Annotated in this window: 23 protein-coding genes; 5 read left to right on the forward strand and 18 right to left on the reverse strand. The window is 67.7% G+C overall.

Annotated features, from left to right (window positions below):
* Positions 1–53: 53 nt before the first annotated feature.
* From AC23D6_RS10125 to AC23D6_RS10145, 5 genes are all read left to right on the forward strand, one after another.
* The gene (locus AC23D6_RS10125) at positions 54–1,856 is read left to right on the forward strand and encodes a copper resistance system multicopper oxidase (RefSeq protein WP_487749156.1); all 1,803 of its coding nucleotides are present in this window, start codon (positions 54–56) and stop codon (positions 1,854–1,856) included.
* Positions 1,853–2,752 carry a copper resistance protein B gene (locus tag AC23D6_RS10130; RefSeq protein ID WP_487749157.1) on the forward strand — a complete coding sequence of 300 codons (900 nt, stop codon included), beginning with the start codon at positions 1,853–1,855 and terminating at the stop codon, positions 2,750–2,752. Before AC23D6_RS10125 ends, AC23D6_RS10130 begins: the two co-directional genes overlap by 4 nt.
* An 11-nt stretch (positions 2,753–2,763) precedes the next feature.
* Positions 2,764–3,276, forward strand: a complete 513-nt coding sequence (locus AC23D6_RS10135) for a DUF411 domain-containing protein (protein WP_487749158.1) — start codon at positions 2,764–2,766, stop codon at positions 3,274–3,276.
* 88 nt (positions 3,277–3,364) lie between these two features.
* Positions 3,365–3,760: a heavy metal-responsive transcriptional regulator gene (locus AC23D6_RS10140; protein ID WP_487749159.1), complete on the forward strand. Its 396-nt coding sequence runs from the start codon at positions 3,365–3,367 to the stop codon at positions 3,758–3,760.
* 116 nt (positions 3,761–3,876) lie between these two features.
* The gene (locus AC23D6_RS10145; RefSeq protein WP_487752609.1) at positions 3,877–6,138 is read left to right on the forward strand and encodes a heavy metal translocating P-type ATPase; all 2,262 of its coding nucleotides are present in this window, start codon (positions 3,877–3,879) and stop codon (positions 6,136–6,138) included.
* Positions 6,139–6,183: 45 nt separating this feature from the next.
* Here AC23D6_RS10145 and AC23D6_RS10150 read toward each other — a convergent pair whose 3' ends face one another.
* The 18 genes from AC23D6_RS10150 to AC23D6_RS10235 all read right to left on the reverse strand — a co-directional run bounded on the left by AC23D6_RS10150 (position 6,184) and on the right by AC23D6_RS10235 (position 22,257).
* Entirely contained in the window at positions 6,184–6,624 is a 441-nt protein-coding gene (locus AC23D6_RS10150) for an excinuclease ATPase subunit (RefSeq protein WP_487749160.1), read from the reverse strand.
* A gap of 112 nt (positions 6,625–6,736) precedes the next feature.
* The gene (locus AC23D6_RS10155; RefSeq protein ID WP_487749161.1) at positions 6,737–7,267 is read right to left on the reverse strand and encodes a hypothetical protein; all 531 of its coding nucleotides are present in this window, start codon (positions 7,265–7,267) and stop codon (positions 6,737–6,739) included.
* On the reverse strand, positions 7,264–7,701 hold the full coding sequence (locus AC23D6_RS10160; RefSeq protein WP_487749162.1) for a hypothetical protein: 438 nt from the start codon (positions 7,699–7,701) through the stop codon (positions 7,264–7,266). Before AC23D6_RS10160 ends, AC23D6_RS10155 begins: the two co-directional genes overlap by 4 nt.
* A gap of 23 nt (positions 7,702–7,724) precedes the next feature.
* Complete coding sequence (locus tag AC23D6_RS10165) at positions 7,725–8,966, reverse strand: beta-ketoacyl-ACP synthase (protein ID WP_487749163.1); 1,242 nt, start codon at positions 8,964–8,966, stop codon at positions 7,725–7,727.
* On the reverse strand, positions 8,963–9,697 hold the full coding sequence (gene fabG, locus AC23D6_RS10170) for a 3-oxoacyl-ACP reductase FabG (RefSeq protein ID WP_487749164.1): 735 nt from the start codon (positions 9,695–9,697) through the stop codon (positions 8,963–8,965). Before fabG ends, AC23D6_RS10165 begins: the two co-directional genes overlap by 4 nt.
* Positions 9,697–10,155: a hotdog family protein gene (locus AC23D6_RS10175; protein WP_487749165.1), complete on the reverse strand. Its 459-nt coding sequence runs from the start codon at positions 10,153–10,155 to the stop codon at positions 9,697–9,699. Before AC23D6_RS10175 ends, fabG begins: the two co-directional genes overlap by 1 nt.
* Entirely contained in the window at positions 10,152–11,342 is a 1,191-nt protein-coding gene (locus AC23D6_RS10180) for a beta-ketoacyl-ACP synthase (protein WP_487749166.1), read from the reverse strand. The genes AC23D6_RS10175 and AC23D6_RS10180 overlap by 4 nt, the downstream gene beginning before the upstream one ends.
* A complete protein-coding gene (locus AC23D6_RS10185; RefSeq protein ID WP_487749167.1) occupies positions 11,339–11,875 on the reverse strand; it encodes a DUF3261 domain-containing protein in 537 nt (178 codons plus the stop codon). Before AC23D6_RS10185 ends, AC23D6_RS10180 begins: the two co-directional genes overlap by 4 nt.
* The gene (locus AC23D6_RS10190) at positions 11,875–13,107 is read right to left on the reverse strand and encodes an NAD(P)/FAD-dependent oxidoreductase (protein WP_487749168.1); all 1,233 of its coding nucleotides are present in this window, start codon (positions 13,105–13,107) and stop codon (positions 11,875–11,877) included. The genes AC23D6_RS10185 and AC23D6_RS10190 overlap by 1 nt, the downstream gene beginning before the upstream one ends.
* Positions 13,104–15,476 (reverse strand): MMPL family transporter, encoded by a 2,373-nt coding sequence (locus AC23D6_RS10195; RefSeq protein ID WP_487749169.1) that lies wholly within the window; start codon positions 15,474–15,476, stop codon positions 13,104–13,106. The genes AC23D6_RS10190 and AC23D6_RS10195 overlap by 4 nt, the downstream gene beginning before the upstream one ends.
* Positions 15,469–16,104: an outer membrane lipoprotein carrier protein LolA gene (locus tag AC23D6_RS10200; protein ID WP_487749170.1), complete on the reverse strand. Its 636-nt coding sequence runs from the start codon at positions 16,102–16,104 to the stop codon at positions 15,469–15,471. The genes AC23D6_RS10195 and AC23D6_RS10200 overlap by 8 nt, the downstream gene beginning before the upstream one ends.
* A complete protein-coding gene (locus AC23D6_RS10205) occupies positions 16,101–16,532 on the reverse strand; it encodes an acyl-CoA thioesterase (RefSeq protein ID WP_487749171.1) in 432 nt (143 codons plus the stop codon). Before AC23D6_RS10205 ends, AC23D6_RS10200 begins: the two co-directional genes overlap by 4 nt.
* Positions 16,522–18,075: an HAL/PAL/TAL family ammonia-lyase gene (locus AC23D6_RS10210; RefSeq protein WP_487749172.1), complete on the reverse strand. Its 1,554-nt coding sequence runs from the start codon at positions 18,073–18,075 to the stop codon at positions 16,522–16,524. The genes AC23D6_RS10205 and AC23D6_RS10210 overlap by 11 nt, the downstream gene beginning before the upstream one ends.
* On the reverse strand, positions 18,056–19,000 hold the full coding sequence (locus AC23D6_RS10215; protein WP_487749173.1) for a lysophospholipid acyltransferase family protein: 945 nt from the start codon (positions 18,998–19,000) through the stop codon (positions 18,056–18,058). Before AC23D6_RS10215 ends, AC23D6_RS10210 begins: the two co-directional genes overlap by 20 nt.
* Positions 18,997–19,776 (reverse strand): glycosyltransferase family 2 protein, encoded by a 780-nt coding sequence (locus AC23D6_RS10220; protein WP_487749174.1) that lies wholly within the window; start codon positions 19,774–19,776, stop codon positions 18,997–18,999. Before AC23D6_RS10220 ends, AC23D6_RS10215 begins: the two co-directional genes overlap by 4 nt.
* Complete coding sequence (locus tag AC23D6_RS10225) at positions 19,766–21,445, reverse strand: ApeI family dehydratase (protein ID WP_487749175.1); 1,680 nt, start codon at positions 21,443–21,445, stop codon at positions 19,766–19,768. The genes AC23D6_RS10220 and AC23D6_RS10225 overlap by 11 nt, the downstream gene beginning before the upstream one ends.
* Positions 21,438–21,989, reverse strand: coding sequence for a COG4648 family protein (locus AC23D6_RS10230; protein WP_487749176.1), 552 nt, complete (start codon positions 21,987–21,989; stop codon positions 21,438–21,440). The genes AC23D6_RS10225 and AC23D6_RS10230 overlap by 8 nt, the downstream gene beginning before the upstream one ends.
* Before the next feature lie 13 nt (positions 21,990–22,002).
* Complete coding sequence (locus tag AC23D6_RS10235; RefSeq protein ID WP_487749177.1) at positions 22,003–22,257, reverse strand: acyl carrier protein; 255 nt, start codon at positions 22,255–22,257, stop codon at positions 22,003–22,005.

A 22,257-nucleotide genomic window follows, 5' to 3' on the forward strand; every position in this document is an offset into this window, starting at 1 on the left:
CGTTGCCGCTGCTTGGCCTGGCGCCCTGCGGTGGCACCACAGGATGAGATTGAATGAACCACGATGACCCCATACCGGGACGCCTTGGCGCGTTCCGGCCTACGCGCCGACAGTTCGTCAGCGGCCTGACGACGGGCGGCGTCGCGCTGGGCCTTGGCCTGGCGCGCCTGCCCGCCTCCGCCGGCACGCCCGCGCGCCGCGGCGGCGCCACGCTCGTCACCGGCACCGATTTCGCCCTGCGCATCGGTGCGATGCCGGTCGACATCACCGGCCGCACGCGCCCCGCGATCACCGTCAACAACAGCCTGCCCGCGCCGACACTGCGCTGGCGCGAAGGCGACACCGTCACCGTGCGCGTCAGCAATCGCCTGCGCGACATGACCTCCATCCACTGGCACGGCATTTTGCTGCCCTCGAACATGGACGGTGTGCCGGGCTTGAGCTTCAACGGCATCGCGCCGGGCGAGACCTTCCAGTACCGCTTCCAGGTGAAGCAATCCGGCACCTACTGGTACCACAGCCACTCGCTGTTCCAGGAGCAGGCGGGCCTCTACGGCGCGCTCGTCATCGAGCCGCGCGATCCGCCGCCGTATGCCTATGACCGCGAGCACGTCGTGCTGCTGTCGGACTGGACGGACCTGGAGCCGGCCGCGCTGTACCGGCGCATGAAGAAAATGCCGGAGCACGACAACTACTACCAGCGCACGCTGGTGGATTTCGTGCGCGATGCGAAGCGCGACGGTCTGAAGGAAACGATCGAAGACCGCGGCATGTGGGGGCGGATGCGGATGACGCCCACCGACATCTCCGACATCAACGCGCACACCTACACTTATCTGGTGAACGGCGCGGCGCCTGCGGGCAACTGGACGGGCCTGTTCAAGCCGGGCGAGAAGGTGCTGCTGCGCTTCATCAACGGCAGCGCGATGACCTACTTCGATGTCCGCATCCCGGGCCTGAAGATGACCGTGGTCGCCGCCGACGGCCAGTACATCCATCCGGTGAGCGTGGACGAGTTCCGTATCGCAGTGGCGGAGACCTTCGACGTGCTCGTCGAACCCACAGGCCAGGATGCTTTCACGATTTTCGCGCAGGACATGGGGCGCACCGGCTACGCGCGCGGCACGCTCGCCGTCCGCGACGGACTGGAAGCACCTATCCCGTCCCGCGATCCACGTCCCCTGCTGACGATGGCCGACATGGGCCACGAGATGGGCGGCCACGGTGCGGGGAAAGGCATGGAAGGCGGCTGCGGCGCCATGATGGGCGAAGGCGGCTGCGGCGCGAACATGGGCACGATGGACCATGGCGCGCACGGCATGACATCGAACGCGCCGAACCATCCCGCCAGCGAGACCGGCAATCCGCTGGTCGACATGCAGTCGTCCGCGAGCGAGCCCAAGCTCGACGACCCGGGCATCGGCCTGCGCGACAACGGGCGCCAGGTGTTGACCTACGGCGCCATGCGCAGCCTGTTCGACGATCCGGATGGCCGCGAACCCGGGCGCACCGTCGAACTGCATCTCACCGGGCACATGGAGAAGTTCGCCTGGTCGTTCGACGGCATTCCGTTCGCCAGCGCCGACCCGCTGCGGTTGAAGTACGGCGAACGGATGCGCATCGTGCTGGTCAACGACACGATGATGCAGCACCCGATCCACCTGCACGGCGTCTGGAGCGACCTGGAGGACGCCGACGGTGGCTTCCACCTGCGCAAGCACACCATCGACATGCCGCCGGGTACGCGGCGCAGCTACCGCGTCCGCGCCGACGCGCTCGGTCGGTGGGCATTCCACTGCCACCTGCTCTATCACATGGAAGCCGGCATGATGCGGGAAGTGAGGATCGAAGCATGAAGACTTCCTTCCCCGCCCCACTCCGTCTCGCGTGCGTCGTTGCCCTGTTGGCGGGCACCGGCGTGCCGGCGTTCGCGCAGCACCACGACCATGCGCAGCATGCGCCTCCGGCCAGCGAGCCGGCGGAGGAGCAGGATGAGCATGCGCAACACGGCGCGCACGACCACGATGCGATGTCGGTATCGCACGGGCCGGTGCCGGCGATTACCGCCGAAGACCTGAAGGCTGCGTTCCCCGACATCGACCACCACGCGATGGAGCATGCGCCGGCCTTCAACAGCAAGGTGACCTTCAACCGGCTGGAGGCCTGGGATGCCGACGAAGGCACCGGCCAGGCCTGGGAAGGCAGCGCCTGGTTCGGCACCGACACCGATCGCCTGTGGTTGCGCAGCGAAGGCGAACGGGTCGGTGGCCATACCGAAAGCGCCGACCTGGAAATGCTGTATGGACGCGGCGTGTCGGCCTGGTGGGACGTCGTGGCCGGTGTGAAGCACGATTTCAAGCCCGGCGATGCACGTACCTGGGCGGCGCTGGGTGTGCAGGGCATGGCGCCCTACCGCTTCGAGGTATCCGCGACGGCGTATATCGGCGAAGGCGGCCAGGTCGCCGCGAACGTCGAGGCCGAGTACACGCTGCGCATCACCAACCGGCTGATCCTGCAGCCCCTGGTCGAAGTGGATCTCGCGGCCCGGGACGACGGGGCATACGGCATCGCCAGCGGCTTCACCGGCGTCGAGGCGGGCCTGCGCCTGCGTTACGAACTCACCCGCCGCTTCGCGCCCTACATCGGCGTGGTGCACGAGCGCGCGCTCGGCGACACCGCCGATCTCAAGCGTTCAGCCGGCGAGTCCACGCGCGACACCCGCGTCGTGGCGGGTGTCCGGATCTGGTTCTGATGGAGCACACCATGAAACAACGCACTTCCCTGCCCCGTGCCATCGCCACGTGCCTGCTCGCCTTCCTCGTCACCGCCTGTTCGCAGGCGGTGACGACCGAAAGCGCGCATGCCGCGCCGCCCCGAAAGGCCGCAGAAGCGACCGCGCCGAAGATCATCGTCCACCGCGATGCGTACTGCGGCTGCTGCCACCTGTGGGTCGAGCACCTGCGCAAGGAAGGTTTCACAGTCGATGATCGCGTCGAAGACGCCATGAGCCCGGTGAAGGAGCGCCTCGGCATCCTCCCTGCGCATGCGTCCTGTCATACGGCCGAGATCGAAGGCTATGTCATCGAAGGCCACGTGCCGGCACCCGACATCCGTCGCCTGCTGCGCGACAAGCCCGCTATCCGTGGCCTGGTCCTGCCGGGCATGCCGCTCGGCTCGCCCGGCATGGAGGTGGACGGTGTCGACGCGCCTCCGTACACCGTGCTCGCGCTGGGCAAGGACGGAAGCACGAAGCCGTACGCCGAACACACGCCCTGATCCTGCGGCCGGCACGGATGCCGGCCCCACGCTTGACTCTGGAGCGTACTCCAGGGTGCAGACTGCAGGCACTTCAAGGAGTTCCCGCATGAATATCGGCCAATTGTCCCGACGCACGGGCGTCCCCATCGACACCGTGCGCTACTACGAGAAGCAGCATTTGCTGCCGCCCCCGACCCGTACTGCCAGCGGCTACCGTCACTACGAAGCCGACGACGTGCTGCGGCTGACATTCATCCGCCGCGCGAAGACGCTGGGCTTCACGCTGGAAGAGATCCGCGACCTGCTCGCGCTCAGCCGTGCCGACAGTGGCGACATGGCTGCGATCCGCGCGGCGGCGGCAAGCAAACTCATCGATGTCGAACAGCGCATCGCGGAGTTGACGCGCGTACGCGATGGCCTGCAGTCGCTGGTGAACGCCTGCCCGGGGCACGGCGCGCTGGACCAGTGCCCGATCCTGTCGGCGCTCGGGGGCGAGGCATGAACCCTTCGCCTCACCACCCCGACGCACATCACGCGCCCGCAACGAAGCCTGCCTGCTGTGCAGGCCACCACGATCATGCGAAGGATACGTCGGGCACCGTCGATCCGGTCTGCAGCATGCAGGTCGATCCGGCAACCACGCCGCATCATGCGGAGCACGCGGGCAACGCGTACCACTTCTGTTCCGCCGGTTGCCGTGCGAAGTTCCTCGCCGATCCGATGCGCTATCTCAACCCCGTGGAGCCGGCACCTCCCGTAGTCGCACCACCGGGCACGCAGTACACCTGCCCGATGCATCCGGAGATCGTTCGCGACGCTCCCGGCACCTGTCCGTTATGCGGTATGGCGCTCGAACCGATGCTGCCGTCGCTGGACGACGAAGAGAATCCGGAACTGACCGATTTCCGACGGCGTTTCTGGTGGACGTTGCCCTTCAGCGCCGCGACGCTGGTGCTGGCGATGGGCGGCATGTATATCACCGCCGTATCGCCCACGGTCCGCACCTGGCTGGAGTTCGCCTTCAGCACGCCTGTCGTGTTGTGGGCGGCATGGCCGTTCTTCCAGCGCTGGGCGCAGTCGATCCGGAACCGCAGTCCGAACATGTGGACGTTGATCGGCACCGGTGTGGCCGCGGCTTACGTTTACAGCGTGGCCGCCGTGCTCGCGCCGCAGGTGTTTCCGCCGTCGTTCCGCGAGCATGGCCACGTCGGCGTCTACTTCGAAGCCGCGGCCGTGATCGTCTCGCTCACCTTGCTGGGTCAGCTGCTGGAGTTGAAGGCGCGCTCGCAAACCTCGGCCGCCATCCGGGCGTTGTTGGGCCTGGCACCGAAGACTGCGCGGCGACTGCGTGACGACGGCACCGACGAGGACATCGAGCTGACCCACATCCATGTGGGCGATCGCCTGCGCGTGCGCCCAGGCGAAAAAGTCCCCGTCGATGGCGTGGTGACCGAGGGACGCAGCCACATCGACGAATCCATGCTTACCGGCGAAGCGATGCCGGTGGAGCGCGGCCCGGGCGACCGCGTGATCGGCGCCACCCTGAACGGCGCGGGCAGTCTGGTGATCCGCGCGGAGAAGGTCGGCAGCGACAGCGTGCTGGCGCAGATCGTGCAGTTGGTCGCACAGGCGCAGCGCAGTCGCGCACCGCTTCAGAAACTGGCCGACCGGGTGTCGTTCTGGTTCGTGCTGGCGGTACTTGGCGCGGCGCTCGCGACCTTGCTGGGCTGGGGCTTCTTCGGTCCGGAACCCTCGTGGACGCATGGCGTACTGAACGCCGTCTCCGTCCTGATCATCGCCTGCCCTTGCGCACTGGGTCTGGCGACACCGATGTCGGTCATGGTCGCCAGCGGCCGCGCGGCGCAGGCCGGCGTGTTGTTCCGCGATGCGGAAGCGATCGAGACGCTGCGCAAGGTGGACACGCTGATCGTCGACAAGACCGGCACGTTGACGGAAGGCCGTCCGGCGTTCAAGGCGGTGCACGCGCTCGCGCCGTTCGAGGAAGACACCGTGTTGCGCCTGGCCGCCAGCCTGGACGCGGGCAGCGAGCATCCGCTCGCTCAAGCGGTCGTGCAGGAAGCGCGACAACGCGGTTTGGCGCTGTCTACCGCCCAGGACTTCGAATCCAGTAGCGGCATTGGCGTCCGCGGGATCGTCGACGGGCATCGCCTCGCCTTCGGCAACCGCGCGCTGATGCAGGAGGAAGGCGCTCCGGTCGAGTCGCTGCAGGCCGATGCCGACCGCGTCCGCGAAGAGGGCGGCAGCGTGATGTTCCTCTCCCTGGACGGCGCGGCAGCCGGCAGCATCGCCGTCGCCGATCCCATCAAGGCCAGCACACCAGAGGCTTTGCGCGTGCTGCGCGAAGGCGGCCTCCGTATCGTCATGGCCACCGGCGACGGCGAACGCACGGCACGCGCCGTTGCGGCCCGCCTGGGCATCGACGAGATCCATGGCGATGTCCGTCCGGCCGACAAGGCCGCCCTGGTGGCGCGTCTCAAACAGGAAGGCCGGCAGGTGGCGATGGCCGGCGACGGCATCAACGACGCCCCTGCCCTCGCCGCCGCGGATGTCGGCATCGCGATGGGCACCGGCACCGACGTGGCGATGTCGAGCGCGCAGGTCACGCTGGTGAAGGGCGACCTGCGGGGGATCGCACGGGCCAAGGCGCTCTCCGAGGCGGCCGTGCGCAATATGCGGCAGAACCTCGCCTTCGCCTTCGCGTACAACGCGCTAGGCGTGCCGGTGGCGGCGGGTGTCTTGGGTCTGTTCGGTGGCCCGATGCTGTCGCCGATGCTCGCCGCGCTGGCGATGAGCCTCAGCTCGGCTTCGGTGGTAGGCAACGCCTTGCGCCTGCGACGCGCACGCCTGCCGGGTGACTGAAACGACGGCGGCCGCCCGAAGGCGGCCGCAGATCAACCAGGTTCCTTACTTGACCTTGGCGTAGGTCGCCTTGAAGGCGACGCCGCTCATGATGCCGCCCGCATGACACTCATAGTTCGTGGCGCTGCGGAACTCGTTCTTCTTGAAGTAGCTGACGATGTCGATGACCGCGTTCGCGCCGCGGTCCTTCGCGCCCTCCTGCAGGGCCTTCAGCGCCGACAGCGCGACCCAGCGGCAGGACTCGGCATCGGACTTGCCCACGCCGTTGGTCTTCTTGTTGGTCACGTCTTCGCCGAAACGGGACACCACGGTGGGCGTCTTCTGGCCGGCGAGGAAGAAGCGCACGCTGCCATCGATGCCGGCGGCCTTGGCTTCGGGCGAGTTGATCAGTTCCTGCAGTGGCAGCTCCAGGCGCGTATCGGCGGCCAGCGCAACCGGCGGCGCCAGCATCAGAGACAACAAGCCTGCGGTCAGAAGTCGTTTCATGGTGGTACTCCATCGTGGGTAAAGAACGGTGATGCCGAGGGTCTTGCAACAACGTACCGCGCCGAAGTTCGGATGCCGCGCGGGGCTTGCATAACGCTGCCGAGGGGACCAATCACTGAATGGGCGGGACGTCTTCCTCGGGGCCGATTTCGATCTCGGCCTGGTCGTCCGGATACGCGATCCTGAAATCGCCCCGCCGCAACCAAGCAGCCGTATCGGCAGCCAGCGCATCGCTGATCTTGCTGAGCGACGAACATCCGTCGCGGAACGGCGTCATCGTGCGCCGATAAGGCTGGTACTGCCCGATGAGCTTGCCGTCTTCGTAAAGCTCGGCGCGGATCATCGCCCACTTGGGTCCCGAGAAGCCGCCACCGTCGGCGGTGCGCATATGCATGATACGCACACGCAATGTCCGCCCCTCCAATGTATCGAGGGGCGCATCGGTCAAGGCGACTTGTCCCTTGGCATACTCCACCAGGTGCGCGGGATACTCTTTCATCCATTCGCAGTCTTCGAACTCGGGATACCCTTTGTAGCCCGCCCGCAATTCGATCCGCGGCGATGTACGGATGATGTCGTCCGCGAGCGTCTGGAACGACGCGAACACCAGAGCCAATCCCAACAGCGCATGGCGCCGGTTCATGGCGCCGCCGCCTCCGTCCGATGGAAGACCGGCGACATCTGGATATCCTGGGCGAGGTTGCGAATCCAGCGGTTGTAATTGCCATGGATCTCGGGCGCACCGCCCTTCATCCGATAGTTCGTTTCGACGCTGGACACATATTCGATCTTGAAGCCGTTGTCGTCATAACGGACGGCGACCACCACCTCGTGGGTCCGCGGCGCGTAGCGCAGCGTGACGCGGCCCGGCTCACTTTCGGCCACCGTCCAGCCCCGCGCCTTGCCGGCGTGGATGATCGCCGCCTTGAGCCTTGCGGCACTGGGAGGAATCCCGTTCGTCGATTCGACGCGCTCGTAAGCGGGAACATCCATCGGATCGTGCTTGCCCGCCAACCCAGGCACCGCGACACACACCAACACCATCGCGAGCAACAGCGAAACGCAACGCTTGTCCATCCTTCCCCCTGTGATATGTAACGTCAGTCCTTCCAGCGCTTGAAGATGATCGATGTATTGATCCCGCCGAAGGCGAAGTTGTTGTTCATCACGTAATCGGTCTGCAACTCGCGGCCCTCGCCCGTGATGTAGTCCAGGTCGGCGCAGCGCGGATCGCGCGTCTGCAGGTTCAGCGTGGGGGCGAACCAGCCCTCCCGCATCATCTGCAGCGTGATCCATGCCTCGTAGGCGCCGCACGCCCCCAGCGTGTGGCCCACGTAGCTCTTCAGCGAGCTGATCGGCATGCGGTTGCCGAACACCGCCGCGGTGGCGGTCGTCTCGGCGATATCGCCATGATCGGTCGCCGTGCCATGCGCGTTGACGTAGCCGATCGCCTCCGGCGACAGGTCCGCATCTTCCAGCGCGAGGCGCATCGCCTGCGCCATCGTGTCGGCACTGGGCTGGGTGACGTGCTGGCCGTCGCTGTTGGTACCGTAGCCGACGATCTCGCCGAGAATCGTCGCGCCACGCGCCACCGCATGCTCCAGTTCTTCGAGCACCAGCGTGCAGGCGCCCTCGCCCAGCACCAGGCCGTCGCGATTGGCATCGAACGGGCGCGGCGTGCTCCCTGGTTCGTGGTTGCGCACGCTGGTGGCGAACAGCGTGTCGAACACCGCCGCCGCCGTGGCATCCAACTGCTCGGCGCCGCCGGCGATCATGGCCACCTGTTTGCCGGTGCGGATCGCCTCGTAGGCACAGCCGACACCCTGACTGCCGGACGTGCAGGCGCTGGACGTCGTGTAGACGCGTCCGGTCAGGCCGAAGAAGACGCCGATGTTCACCGGTGCGGTGTGGCTCATCATTTTCAGGTACGTGGTGGCGTTGATGCCCTCGGTCGTGTAAGCGTTGAGCATGCGGCCAAAGTCGCCGATCGCTTCGTGGCTGCCGGCCGACGACCCGTACGACACACCGACCTTACCGCTCTTCAGCACCGGATGATCGAGTAGTCCGGCCTGTTCCAGCGCCAGCTCGGTGGCGCGCACCGCCATCACCGCCACGCGGCCCATGCTGCGCGTGGTCTTGCGGTTGTAGTGCGCGGGCAGGTCGAAGGGTTCGGCCGGCGCGGCCAGCCGCGTGTTCAAGCCTTCGTACTTGTCCCAGTCTTCCATGTGGCGCACGGCATTGCGGCACTCGCGCAAGCGCAGGTGCACGCTCTCCCAATCGTGTCCCAGCGGGCTGATCGTGCCCGCACCGGTGACCACCACGCGTCGATCGATGCGGCTCATCCGACCAGCCCCCCGTTCACCGAGATCACCTGGCGGGTGACGTACGACGCCTGCGGCGACATCAGGAAGCACACCACCGCCGCGACTTCCTCGGGTTTACCCACGCGCTTCATCGGGATCATCTTCAAGGCCTCGTCCACCACGTCGCCGCTGACCATCTCGGTATCGATCAGGCCGGGCGCCACGCAGTTGACGGTGATTTCGCGGCTGGCCAGTTCCAGCGCCAGCGCTTTGGTTGCGCCAATGATGCCGGCCTTGGCCGCGCTGTAATTGACCTGCCCGCGATTGCCGACCAAGCCGGACACCGACGACAGCGTGACGATGCGGCCGGGCTTGCGCCGCCGCACCAACGGCATGACCAGCGGATTGAGGACGTTGTAGAAGCCGTCGAGGTTGGTGCCCAGCACGGCATCCCAGTCTTCGCCGCTCATCGCGGGGAACGCGGTGTCGCGCGCGATGCCGGCGTTGCAGACCACGCCGTAGTACGTGCCGTGCTCGGTGATGTCGGCCTCCAGCGCCTGCGCGGCGGCCGCGCGGTCGGCGACGTCGAACGCCAGCACGCGGGAGTCGCGCCCGAGCGCGCGCACCTGCGCGGCGACGGCCTCGGCTTCGTCCACCCGGCTGCGGCAATGCACGACCACGTCGAATCCGTCCTGTGCCAGCCGCAGCGCGATCGCGCGCCCGATGCCACGGCTCCCACCGGTGACCAGGACCGTTGTCTCTCCCCTCATTACTGCACGCTCTCCAGATAAGCCATCGCGTCCGGCGGTTCGAACACCGAGACGTTGGCGGTTGCCAGTTCTTCGCCGTCCCCCAGGATCCGGCAGCTGAACATTCCCAGCCCATTCTCGCCCAGCAGCTCGCGGCGCGCCTCCACCCGAAGTAACGCCCCGGCGCGGAACCAGGACACCCGGCTCTCGTAGCGGCGCGTCCCCAACAGGAAACCGATCGACGGCTCGCGGCCGGCACGCCGCGCATGGCAGCCGGCCCAGGCGGCGATGGCCTGGGCCATGTACTCCACGCCCACCCAGGCGGGCACGCCATCGTCGTGGCTGAAGGGACCCTCTTCCGGCACCCGCAGCTCCACGGTCACCGTGTCCTCGTCCCAGGCCACCAGCCGGTCGACCAGCCGCATCGTGCCGCGATGCGGCACCACGCGCTCGATGTCGTACAGCACGTCCATGCTCATTCCCCTCCGAATACCAGCACCGCGTTGCTGCCCCCGAACGCGAACGACTGGCTCAACACATGTTTCAGCGGTCCCTCTGCGCGTTCACCCGGCGCGACGAACGCCAGCGGCGGCAGATCGACGTCTCGCGCGCCATCCCACCATTGGGGCGGCAGGCGATGCCCGGGATTGTCCACCATGGCCAGCCAGCACAGGCCGGCTTCGATCGCGCCGGCGGCGCCCAGCGTGTGTCCCGTCAGCGGTTTGGTTGAACTCACCGGCACGCCAGTGCCGAACGCCGCCGCGACGGCACTACTTTCCATTGCATCGTTCTGCGGCGTGGCGGTGCCATGCAGGTTCACGTAATCGATCTGGTCCGCCTCCAGCCCGGCGCGCGCCAGCGCTTGCGCGATGGCCGCGATCGCGCCGTGACCTTCCGGTGCGGGCGCAGAGATATGGTGCGCATCAGAGGTCTCGCCCCACCCCGCCAATCGCACGGGGCCCGGCTCGCGCGTCATCAGGAACAATGCCGCGCCTTCGCCGATGTTGATGCCATGGCGATGCTGCGAAAACGGATTGCAGCGCTCGGCCGAGACCGATTCCAGTGCGATGAAGCCGCGCACCGTGAATTCGCACAGCGAATCCGCGCCGCCGGCAATCACCGCATCCACCACGCCGCTACGCAGCAGGCGCGCGGCCGAAGCCATGGCCTTCGCGCTGGAGGAACACGCGGTGGACAGCGTCCACGTCGGCCCACGCACGCCGGCTTCGGCCGCGAGGAAACGCGACGGCGCCCCGATTTCCTGCTGCACATAATGGAAACCGGTGGGCCATTCTCCCTGCCGGCGCCAGTGCGCCATCGCCTTTTCGGCTTCGCCGATGCCGGAGGTACTGGTGCCCACGACCACGGCCACGCGCGTCGGCCCGTAGCGCTCGATCGCCTGCTGCACGCGGTCATGGATCTGCAGGTACGCCGCCCGTAGCAGCGCGTTGTTGCGGCCATGCAACTGCACGGGATGATGATCGAGCGAAGGCAGCGGCGCAGCGACCTTTCCCAGTGCCAGACGATGCCCCGCGATGAGGGTGTCGTCCTGGGCCACGCCGGACGGCGCGTCGTCGCGGAACAATGCTTCACGCACGGCGGTCGCGCCGGCGCCCAAGGCGCACACGATGCCGAGATCGTTCAGGAAGATGGCCTCGCCGTTCAAGGAAGCACGTCTCCGCCGGCCACCGATTCGATCGTCAGATCATAGCCATCGGCCAGGTTGCGAACCTGCAACGTGGTCGCATTCACGCGTTCGCGCACCAGCCAGACGCGGCCTTCATGGCGGAGCTCGCGCATCTGGCCCCGCTCGGCGAGCGTCCAGCCGGCCGGCAGCGTGGCGCGGACGGCATCGGCCGGCCACAGGCTGAACTGCACATCGTCCAGCACGCGCTCGCTGCGCACGGCGGCGGGCAACCAGGACGCGCGCTGTTCCGACAAGGTTGCGCCGTCCCATTGCAGCGTCACCCCGGTACGGCCCATCGCCTGGACCGCCAGCCGGACCGCCTGCGCATCGACTTCCAGCAGCGCATCGAGTTCGCGCACGTGCGATCCGAAGCGGAACACCAGACGCTGCTGCACGGCCAGATCCTGACCTAGCGCCGCCGGCGCCAGCCGCAATGGCGGCAACACGATGCCGGGCAGCCGCGTGGCGTGCGAAGCGCACGCCGCCAGCAGCATCACCAGCACGAGGGACATCAGCCGCTGCACAGCTGCTCCAGCACCTGCAGGCGACGCTGTGTCTCGGCGACGTACGGGTTCTTCCTGTCCCAGGCGTAGCCGGCCAGGATCGAGCAGATCATCCGGCGGATGTCGGGCTGCGGATCGGGATGGAAGATGATCTTCTGGAAGCCGCCGGCATACCACGACTCCACGAAGCGGCGGAACGTCTGCACACCGCCGCGCAGCGGCTCGGCGAAATCGGCCTCCCAATCCACCGCCTCGCCGGCATAGTGGCGACGTAGGCAATCGCTGGCCAGTTGCGCGGACTTGAACGCGATGGTGACACCGGACGAGAACACCGGATCGAGGAACTCGCCCGCGTTGCCAAGCAACGCATAGCCCGGCCCCCACAGCGAGCGCACGTTGGCCGAATAGCCGGTGATCTGCCGCACCGGCAGCACGGCCCACTCGGCGTTCTTCAACAGGCGCGTCAGGTTCGGATCCTCGCCGACGATGGCCTGCAGGCGCTCCAGTTCGGTGCCCGAGTAGCGGTCGAGGAAGGATTGCTCGGCCACGACGCCCAGCGAGCAGCAGCCGTTGGAGAACGGAATCGTCCAATACCAGACATCCACGTGCTCGGGATGCGTGGTGATCAGGATCTTGTTGCGGTCGAAGCCGGCATCGGCCGGGATGTGGTCGCGGACATGGGTGAAGATCGCCCCGCGCACCGGGAAATTCGAGGGCGACTCCAGCTTGAGCAACCGCGGCAGCAGGCGCCCGAAGCCGCTCGCATCGAGCATGAAGTCGGCTTCGATGGCATACACCTCGCCATCGGGCGAGCGCACGGTGACGCGCGGCGTGGCGCCCGGCTCGGCGGACAGCACTTCGTGCCGGTAACGCACCTCGGCGCCCATCCGCTCGGCACCCTTCGCGAGCACGTGGTCGAAGTCGGCGCGCTGGACCTGGTAGGTCGTGCCCCACCCCGCCGAGAACTTGTCGCGGAAATCGAATTCGGTGGTGCGTTCGCCGCGCACGAAGGCGGCGCCGTTCTTGTACTGGAAGCCCGCTTCGACCACGTCCTGCAGCAGGCCTGCGGCCTGGATGTACTCCATGCTCTGCGGCAGCAGGCTTTCGCCGATGGAGAAGCGGGGGAACTGCTCGCGCTCGACGATCAGGACCTTGCGACCCTGCTGGCGCAGCATCGCCGCGGCCACCGAGCCCGCGGGGCCGGCGCCGATGATCAGGATTTCAGTGCATTCCGTCTTCATGCCGCGGTGTTTCCGTTCGTGGGGGAATCGTCCGGCGCAGGCCGGAACAAGGGGGACAACAGCCAGACCAGGCCGATGCCGAACAGCAGGGTCAGGCCGAAGGCCCGCAACGCCGGCGTCGCCGACAGACCCAGCAGACCGAACGACAGCCACGTGCTGGCCGCGCCGACACAGACCGCCAGCCAGGCGCTGGCGTCGCCCCGGTGCTCGACCAGGAATATGCCGTAGTCGATGCCCATGCCGAGCAACAGCATCAGCGCGAGCACGTTGAACAGCTGGAGCGGCTGTCCCAGCCACCCCAGCAGCGCGACGGTCAGCACACCCGCCAGCAAGGTCGGCGTGATCACCCGCCACGCCTGCCAGCGGTAGCGGATGGCGAGCACCCCGAACACGACCACCACGCCCGCCAGCAGCAGACCCGTCATCATGCGGCGGTAGTGCTGCAACAGGCGCGAGATGTCCGCGGTGCGATCGATCCAGCGCACGCCTTCGAGGCCGTCGGCCTGGGCCGCGAAGGTGGCGAGCGCATCCGGTCGCGACCGATCGTTGACCATCACCACCGAGGCCACGCCCTGCCCCACCTGACCCAGCCACAGATGGCGCACCGGCAGCGCCGCCGGCGAAGCGAGGAATGTGCCGAGGGTGAGCGAGCGCGGCGCGAATTCGCCACGCGCCAGCTTTTCGCCTGTGGCGGCTGACAAGCGCGCCAACACTTCGCGTTCGACGCGCGCGGTCAGCGCCGCATCTTCATCCTGGCGGTGTTGCGACGGCAGCCAATCGCTGAGCGCGCGATGGCCGCCCACCAGGCCTTTGGATTCCGCTTCGCGCAGGCGCGCGATCAGCTGCTCTTCGCGCTGGAGCACCTGCTCGGCATCGCGCCCTTGCACCAGATAGAACTGCGCCGGGCTCGGCATGCCGAGCAGGCGTCCCACATCGCGCTGCTGCGCGATCATTTCCGACGGTGACGACTGCAGGCTGCGCAGGTCGTCATTGCCGCGCACCTGGAGCAACCCGGGCACCGCGATGAGCAGGACCACGGCGGCGAGCACGAGACCGCCGCGTCGGGTAGCCAGGCGTGGCCAGCCGGCGAGCGTGCCGCCCAACCAACGCGAGAACGCGGTCGCGCGAACCTCCCCGCCATCGAGCCACGGGAAACCAAAGATCACCGTCAGGAACGCGGCGGCCAGGCCGACAACCGAGAACAACGCCATCTGTCGCAACCCTGGAAACGGCGCCAGGCCCAGCGCGAGGTAGGCCATCGCGCTGGTCAGCAGCGCCAGCCACAGGCCGGGCAGCAAGTATCTCAGCAGCGACCAGCGCCGCGCCTTGGGCTCGCCCTGTCGCGAGGCGAACCAGTGGATGCCGTAGTCCTCCGCCACGCCCACCAGGCTCGCACCGAAGATCAGCGTCAGCAGGTGGATCTTGCCGAACACGAGCACGGTGACCGTGAGCGCCACGGCGCAACCGACCAGCAACGACAGCGCGACCAGCAGCAGCGGCCGCAGGGAGCGGAAGGCCAGCCACACGAGCAGCAAGACGGCCGCGAGCGAACCCCAGCCGATGGTGTTGACCTCGCGATTGGCCTGCACGGCAGCGGATTCCGCATGCAGTGGCACACCCGCCTTCAACACCTGTACGCCAGGCGCCGCGGCGACGGCCGCGGCAGCTGCGCCATCGAGCAGGTCCTGCAACCGGCGCTCGCCATCCAGCTTGAAGGCGGAATCGCGCAGGGTGAACTGCAGTACGGCCCAATGCCGCTCGTCGGCTTGCAGCAGGCCATCGGCATCCAGCGCCATCCCGGACGCCGCCGCCTGCGCCTGCCACCACTGCGGCCACAGGCCCAGCGGATCGCTGCGCCATTCCGTCAGACGCGGTGCGCCCATGGGTCCGTACAACGCGGCCAGTGCCGATTCAGCGAGGACGTCCGGCGATGTCTGTTCGAGATACTGCCGCTGCGCCGGAGTCAGCAAACGGTCGCGATACGGCGCGAGTACGTCGCGCGCCTGGGCGAACCAGTCTTCCGGCGAGCGTTCGGCCACGAGAAGGTCCACGCCACGCTGCGCGGACGCCTGGACGAAGGCCTCGAATGCCGCGCGGGCACGCAGCACCGCGTCCGTGTCCTGTGCCCCGAGCATCACCACCACGTCGCGCGAACTGTTGCCGGCGATACGACGCGTGGCATCGGCGACGGCGGGATCGCCGGCATCCTGGGGCAACAACGCCAGAATGTCGCTGTCGATCCGCGGCGACTGCCAGAAGCCCCACTGGTGCCAGGCCACACCGATCAATGCGAGCAACCACGCCAGCGCCAGCCAGCGCCAGCCGCTCAGCCCACGATCCGCCGCCTGCGGTTCCTGCGACTCAGTCAAACCGGGCCGCCTCATCGCGCGTCAGCGTTGCGGGCGTCTCGGTCATACCGTCGAAGCGCAGCCGGGTGACATCGCCGTTGGCTTCGCGCAGTTCCACCTCGCGCACATAGCGATCGCCCGCCAGGCGCACCGACGTGAACGCCTGCGCCAGCTGGCGCGAGCGCGGTGACAGGGTCATCCGCCAAGCCTTCCCTTCGGCCGGCTCGCTCTTAACGTCAAAGGTGGTGGTCAGCGCCTTCATGTCGCCGCTCATCAACGCAAACATCATCGCGTTCACGGTGCGCAACCCGGGCTGTTGGCGCCCGTCCACTTCCACCCGCGAGCTTCCGTCGCGCTGGCGGCTGACGATACGGTCGCGGGTGATGACGATCTCGGACGGAAACGGCGCGACCGTGGTCCAGATCACGCCCTTCTCGCGTGCCAGCACGAAGCGGCCATTCGAGCGCAGCGGATTGCGGAAACCCGCGACCTGCTTTTCCTGCGAGAAATTTCCGCGCAGCAGCGGCACCTGCGCGACCTGCGTGCGCACCTGTGCCAGCGGATCGGCCGTGGCGGTGGCGCCTGCCACCTGCACGGATACCAGAGAAAAGAACAACAGGACGGGGAGCAGCAGGCGACGCAACCTCATGGCGCGGGCACTCCGAGGCGTTCCCATAGGACGGGCGGGCACAGATACAGCATCTCGCCTGAAGCCGCGTCGACCGCGACCTGCAGCGTATGGGCGCGGGTCAGGACCTCCCCACTCGCCTCGTCGCGGATCTCGTATTCCATCTTCAACCGGTTCTCCCACTCGGTGATCCGGGCGGATACACGCAGCGCCTGCATGTACCGCAGTGGTCGGATGTACTTGACCCGCGTATCGACAATGGGCCACAGGTATCCGGAAGCCTGCATCTGCGGGTAGTCGTAGTCGAAGCGCTGCAGCAACGCGCAGCGGGCGATCTCCAGGTACTTGAAATAGTGGCCGTGCCAGACCACCTGCATGGCGTCGCAATCGTGGAACGCCGGGGCCAGCGCCACCTCGATGCGCAGGTCGTCGCGAGACTCAACCGGCATACACGTTCCAGCGCGCTTCGCGGATGTCGATCACCAACTGGCGCAGTTCACCGTCCAGTGCACGATCCTCTTCGACCAGGGCGATCCGCGTGCAGAGATCTTCGTACATCGCGGCCGGGGCCTCGCCCAGGGTCGACTGCAACCCGACGCGCTGGCGCAGGCCTACGGCCTGGCGCGCGGCGATCAGCATGGCCGCGATCACCTGCTCAGTGAGCTCGAGCACGCGCAGGCAGTCGCGCGCAGCGATCGTTCCCATGCTGACCTTGTCCTGGTTGTGGCATTCGGTCGAGCGCGAGAACACCGAGGCCGGCATCGTCAGCTTCAGCGCTTCTGCGGTCCACGCCGATACGCTGATCTGCAACGCCTTGAGGCCATGATTGATCGCGGCGCGCGGCCCGGTCGCACCGGACAGGTTGGCCGGCAGGCCATGGTTGTAGCGGGCATCGACGATCAGGGCCAACTGGCGGTCCAGCAGGTCGGCGACGTTGGCGACCGTGTTCTTCAACGCGTCCATCGCGAACGCGATGTGGCCGCCGTAGAAATGGCCCCCGTGCAGGATCTGTTCGCGTTCCGGATCGATCAACGGGTTGTCGTTGGCGCTGTTGAGTTCGGTCTCGATCAGCTGGCGCAGGAACGGCAGCGCATCCTCCAGCACGCCGATGACATGCGGCGCGCAGCGCAGCGAGTAGCGATCCTGCAGGCGCTGCTCATTGCGCGGCGGACGGTCGCTGTGCAGGTCCTCACGCAGGCGCTGGGCCACGCGCGCCTGGCCCGGATGCGGTTTGGCGGCGAACAGCACGGCGTCGAAGTGATGGGCATTGCCATTGCTGGCCAGCACGTTGAACGCGGTCAGGCGCGTGGCCAGGCGCGAGACATACTCGGCGCGATCGAAAGCCAGGCACGCCAGCGCTGTCATCACCGCCGTGCCGTTCATGATCGCCAGACCTTCCTTGGGGCGCAGTCTCAGCGGTGGCTGCCCGATTTCGGCCAGCACCTCCGCCGCGGGCCGGATGCGGCCTTCATGCAGTACCTCGCGTTCGCCGCACAGCACGGCCGCCACGTAGGACAGCGGCGTAAGGTCGCCGCTGGCGCCCACCGAACCCTCGGCGGGGATCATCGGCAGCACGTCATGGCGCAGCAGGCCTTCGAGCCCTTCGAGCAAAGGCAGACTGACACCGGACATGCCGCGCACCAGCGACGCCAGGCGCGCGGCCAGCACCGCGCGCGTCTCGGTGGCGTCGAGGAAACGGCCCAGCCCGCAGCCGTGGTAGGTGTACAGGTGGTGCGGCAGTTCCGCGACGAGGGCCGGTGGGATGTTCACCGTGCAGGAGTCGCCGTAGCCGGTGGTGACACCGTAGATCACGCCTTCCTCGTGCAGCAGGCGATCAAGGAAATCGGCCCCCTTGGCGATGCGCTCGCGGAACACCGGTGCCGTCGACAGCACGGCCGGCACGCGCCGGTGCGACAAGGCCACCACGTCTTCGATGCGCAGCGGAGCCTCGCCGAAGACGGGCGCGGCGGTTTCATTGATGGCGGGCGTCATGCGTTACCTGATCCCAGAAGGGGTAGAAATTGAACCAGTCGTACGGCGAATCCTGGACCTGCCGCTCCATCCACGCCGCGAACTGCGCAGCGTAGCGCGCCAGCGCCTCGTCGCGCGATCCGCGCGGCAGCTCGATCCGCTCCGCGAAGGACTCGAAGCGCACACGGTAGCCGTCGCCCACGTGGGTACACGCCATCGTGAACACGGGGCAGCGCAACGCCGCGCCCAGCACGTAGGCGCCGATCGGGAACGGGGCCTCGTGGCCCAGGAACGAGGCCTTTACCGACCGCCCGCCCCCTACCGGCACGCGGTCCCCGGCGATGGCGACGAACTCGCCCCGGGCCACGCGCTCGGCCAGCTTCACCGCATCCGCGGGCCCCAGGTCCGTGACCTGCAGCAACTCGACGCGGCTACCCGCATCGAGTCGCCGGATCAGCCGGTTGAAGCGCTCGGCATGGGCGGTGTGCACCAGCGCGGTCAGGCGGAAGCCCGGCACCTGGTCGGCCATCACCTGGCACAGCTCCAGGCAGCCCAGATGCGCGGTGATCAGCAGCCCACCCTCGCCCCCCTTCACGCGCGCCAGCACGCCCTGGCGCTCCATCGCGACTTTGTCGATCGGATAGCGCTGGCCCAGCGCCAGGATCTTATCCAACAGGGTCTCGGCGAACATGGCGAAGTGGTGCAGGCTCTGCAGCGCACCGGGTCGCCGTGCCGGCACGCCGAAATGGTCGTGAACGCGTTCAAGGTACTGGCGCGACGCCCGGCGTGCGGTGCCGTTGAACAGCCAGTGCACGAACACCACCGGATACACGCAGACCCGGAACGGCCAACGACCCAGCCAACGATGCACGAAGCACAACAGCAGGATGCCGCGCACGGACGTCGATTCGCCGATATCGGCCCAGTGGTGCGAGCGATCGCTCACGCGCGACCGCCTTCGAACTTGCGCGCCAACAGCCGCGGCAGGCGCAGGACCATGCCGAAGAAAAGCCGTGCATGCATGCGGCTGATCCTTACGTTGTCGCGCCAGACGTCGAAGTGGGAGACGCCGTCCAACGGATACGTCACACGCGTCGGCCGGCTGCGCACGGCGATGCCGCGCCAGAACAGCCGCACCAGCACTTCGACGTCGAAATCCATGCGGCGACCGATGGTTTCTTCGTCCATCAGCCGCATCACCGGCGGCAGCGGGTAGACGCGGAAGCCGCACATGGAGTCGCGGATCGTGAACGACAATGTGTTGATCCAGACCCAGACGTGGGTCAGGTAGCGGCCGTAGAGGCGCCCCTTCGGCACGCTCGCGTCGTACAGCGGCACGCCGCAGATGATCGCGTCGGGGTGTGCACGCGCTTCTTCGAGGAACGCCGGAATGTCGCGCGGATCGTGCTGGCCATCGGCGTCGATCTGCAGCACATGCGTGTAGCCTGACTCCGCAGCATCGCGGAAGCCCGCCAGCACGGCCCCGCCCTTGCCCTGGTTCACCGGCAGGCGCAGCAGGGTCACCTCGGGAGCGTGCAGCGCCGCCAGCCGATCCAGTTCGCGCGCACAGGACGCCGCGGACCCGTCGTCGACCAGCAGGCATGGCACACCGGACGCCCGCACGCCGTCCACCATCGTGGCGATGGCGTGCTCGTGGTCGAAGACCGGGATCACCACCAGCGGGCGGAACCCGTTCGCCGCGGCCATGGCGTCATTCCACATCGGCGAACACCACGCGCCCGCTCGCATGCGGACCGTGTTCCGACATGTAGCGGAACACCAGTGTGCTCCGTTCGGCCAGCCACTCCAGATCGAGCCGGATCCGGTCGCCGGGCCGGGCGACGCGCTGGAACTTCAAGGCTTCCATGCGGAGGAAACGTGCCGGCAGCGGAAACGCTTCCCGCGCCAGTTGCACCGCCCAGTCGAGCTGGGCCACACCGGGAAGGATGGGGGCCTGGGAGAAGTGGCCATCGAAAACGGCCAGCGACGCATCGAGCGGCAACTCGATGCACGCATGCGTGTGATCGCGCAGGGTCCAGTGCGCGGGCGGACGCTCCGGACGGAACAACGCCGTCAACGCTGCTTCTGTCACCTTGCCCTGCGCGTTCACAGGCATCGTCGGAACGAATCGCCAGCGGCGCGGCCGGGTGACCGCATCCTGCGCACTGGCCAAGTGGCGAGACAGCGTGTTCGCCAGGGCCCGGCGGCCGGCAGCATCGTCGGGAACGCCGGTCTCCGCGTCCACGACGACCACGGCGGCCAGCGCACTGCGCTGGCCGCCCAACAGCAGGACGCGCGCTTCGCGGACCGCAGGATGGGCCTGGATCTGGCGCTCCAACGCATCCAGCGATACGCGGCGTTCCTCGACCTTCACGATGCGGTCCGCGCGCCCGAGCAGGCGGAAGCCGCCGGCACCGTCAGCCTCGGCCCGGTCCTGGCTGCGCCACCACGCGGGTTCGGCCAGGTGCGGCGACCTGACTTCCAGCACGCCTTCGGCGACTCGCCACTCGACGCCCGGCAGCGGCGTCCAGGCAGGTTGCTCTTCCTGCCATCGACGCCACGCGATGCCACCGGTCTCGCTGCTGCCCAGGATCTCCACCGGGGGCACACCGAGCAGTCGCGCCACCTCGTGGGCTGCCTCCGCAGGCAGTGCGCCGCCCGACGAGAACACGGCGCGCAGACGGCCGTGCACCGAAGGCCAATCGAGCTGCGCGGGGAGTCTTTTCAAGTGTGCGGGGCTCGCGACGAGGACCGCGTCGTGCCCGTCCATCGCCCCAAGCAGATCCTCGGGGAAGAAGGCGCGCGGCACGATGGCCCGCCCCGCCGCCAGCGGCCACAGCACGCGGAACAACAGGCCATAAATGTGCTGGTGCGACACCGTGCCATGGATTGCGACATCGCCCAGCCCGGCACCCAGGGCGGATTCCAGCGCATGCACTTCGGCATCGAGCTGGCGCAGGCGCTTTTCGATCGCCACGGGCTCCCCCGTGCTGCCGGAGGTGAACACCATCAGACGGGTCGCTTCTGGATCCAGCGGTGCGAGCGGACCATCGCCGGCTTCGCGCTGATGAAGGGCCGACGCACCAGGCCAATCGCCGGCGAACCCGTCCACGCGTGACTGCAACCTTGTCTGTGTGCCCGGCAATGCGTCGCCCGGCAGCACGACGGCCTTGCCGGCGTGCCATGCGCCGAACAATGCCGAGGCAAAGCACGTGGCGTCATCGAAATGGAGTGCGAACGTCGTGCCCGCTTCCGCGTCAAACGTGGCGTGCCAACGCAGGACGTCGTGCTGGAACGCGGCGTGGTCGACCATGCCTTCTGCCGTGCGCGCGAACACCCGACCCGGCAGCGGCCGCACGGCCACATCGATGAGCGCATGCCACTCAGCCATGCGAATGCCTCGCTCGCACGCGCCTGCGCACCAGCCATTCCGCACTGAACAGCACGCCGATCAGCACGTAGGCGATCAAGCCGTTGTAGAGCGCCCACGCACGGTCGGACATCCACAACGCGGTCACCAGCGCCAGCGCACCGTTGAACACGAAGAACACGCACCACACCTGCGTGACACGCCGCGTGTAGGCGACGCCTTCCGGCGGCAGGTCGGGCTCGGTCATGCGGGCGATGCGCTCCACCGCTGACGGCGGGAAGGCCAGGCTGGTGGCGAACACAGTCAGCAGCACCGCGTTCACCAGCGCTGGGTAGAGCTTGAGCGGCAAGGCTTCGTTGAACAGCGTCGCCAGCGTGGCCAGCAATGCTGCGCCGCCAGCGGCAGCGAGCCATACCGCCTGCCGGGTAGCGAGGGCGCGCAGCAGCGCGAGCACGAGCAGCAGTACCGCCAGCCAGCGGGGCTCGAAACGCCCCATGGCCCAGTACACCACCAGGGGGTACGCCACCGACAGCATCACGAAGATGGCCGCGCCTATCCGGGACACGGGGCGGCCTGCGTCAGGCGGCTTCGTCGCGGATCAGCCCGTACAGCACGTCCACGATGTCTTGCACCGTGCGCACCGACTTGAACGCGTCCGGCTGGAGGTTCCGTCCCAGCAGTGGCTTGAGTTGCACGATCAGGTCCACCGCATCGATGCTGTCGATGTCGAGGTCGTCGTAAAGCTTCGCCTCCGGCGTGATGCGTGCCGGTTCGATCTCGAAGCTGTCGTGCAGGATCGTGACGATACGTTCGAAGAGTTCGTTCTTGGTCAT

This window comes from Pseudoxanthomonas sp. G3 (assembly GCF_057654715.1).

Excerpts from the sequence above, each read along its gene's own strand:
- AC23D6_RS10125 (WP_487749156.1), top strand. The coding sequence starts at position 54 with ATGAACCACGATGACCCCATACCGGGACGCCTTGGCGCGTTCCGGCCT.
- AC23D6_RS10130 (WP_487749157.1), top strand. The coding sequence starts at position 1,853 with ATGAAGACTTCCTTCCCCGCCCCACTCCGTCTCGCGTGCGTCGTTGCC.
- AC23D6_RS10135 (WP_487749158.1), top strand. The coding sequence starts at position 2,764 with ATGAAACAACGCACTTCCCTGCCCCGTGCCATCGCCACGTGCCTGCTC.
- AC23D6_RS10140 (WP_487749159.1), top strand. The coding sequence starts at position 3,365 with ATGAATATCGGCCAATTGTCCCGACGCACGGGCGTCCCCATCGACACC.
- AC23D6_RS10145 (WP_487752609.1), top strand. The coding sequence starts at position 3,877 with ATGCAGGTCGATCCGGCAACCACGCCGCATCATGCGGAGCACGCGGGC.
- AC23D6_RS10150 (WP_487749160.1), bottom strand. The coding sequence starts at position 6,624 with ATGAAACGACTTCTGACCGCAGGCTTGTTGTCTCTGATGCTGGCGCCG.
- AC23D6_RS10155 (WP_487749161.1), bottom strand. The coding sequence starts at position 7,267 with ATGAACCGGCGCCATGCGCTGTTGGGATTGGCTCTGGTGTTCGCGTCG.
- AC23D6_RS10160 (WP_487749162.1), bottom strand. The coding sequence starts at position 7,701 with ATGGACAAGCGTTGCGTTTCGCTGTTGCTCGCGATGGTGTTGGTGTGT.
- AC23D6_RS10165 (WP_487749163.1), bottom strand. The coding sequence starts at position 8,966 with ATGAGCCGCATCGATCGACGCGTGGTGGTCACCGGTGCGGGCACGATC.
- fabG (WP_487749164.1), bottom strand. The coding sequence starts at position 9,697 with ATGAGGGGAGAGACAACGGTCCTGGTCACCGGTGGGAGCCGTGGCATC.
- AC23D6_RS10175 (WP_487749165.1), bottom strand. The coding sequence starts at position 10,155 with ATGAGCATGGACGTGCTGTACGACATCGAGCGCGTGGTGCCGCATCGC.
- AC23D6_RS10185 (WP_487749167.1), bottom strand. The coding sequence starts at position 11,875 with ATGTCCCTCGTGCTGGTGATGCTGCTGGCGGCGTGCGCTTCGCACGCC.
- AC23D6_RS10190 (WP_487749168.1), bottom strand. The coding sequence starts at position 13,107 with ATGAAGACGGAATGCACTGAAATCCTGATCATCGGCGCCGGCCCCGCG.
- AC23D6_RS10200 (WP_487749170.1), bottom strand. The coding sequence starts at position 16,104 with ATGAGGTTGCGTCGCCTGCTGCTCCCCGTCCTGTTGTTCTTTTCTCTG.
- AC23D6_RS10205 (WP_487749171.1), bottom strand. The coding sequence starts at position 16,532 with ATGCCGGTTGAGTCTCGCGACGACCTGCGCATCGAGGTGGCGCTGGCC.
- AC23D6_RS10210 (WP_487749172.1), bottom strand. The coding sequence starts at position 18,075 with ATGACGCCCGCCATCAATGAAACCGCCGCGCCCGTCTTCGGCGAGGCT.
- AC23D6_RS10220 (WP_487749174.1), bottom strand. The coding sequence starts at position 19,776 with ATGTGGAATGACGCCATGGCCGCGGCGAACGGGTTCCGCCCGCTGGTG.
- AC23D6_RS10225 (WP_487749175.1), bottom strand. The coding sequence starts at position 21,445 with ATGGCTGAGTGGCATGCGCTCATCGATGTGGCCGTGCGGCCGCTGCCG.
- AC23D6_RS10235 (WP_487749177.1), bottom strand. The coding sequence starts at position 22,257 with ATGACCAAGAACGAACTCTTCGAACGTATCGTCACGATCCTGCACGAC.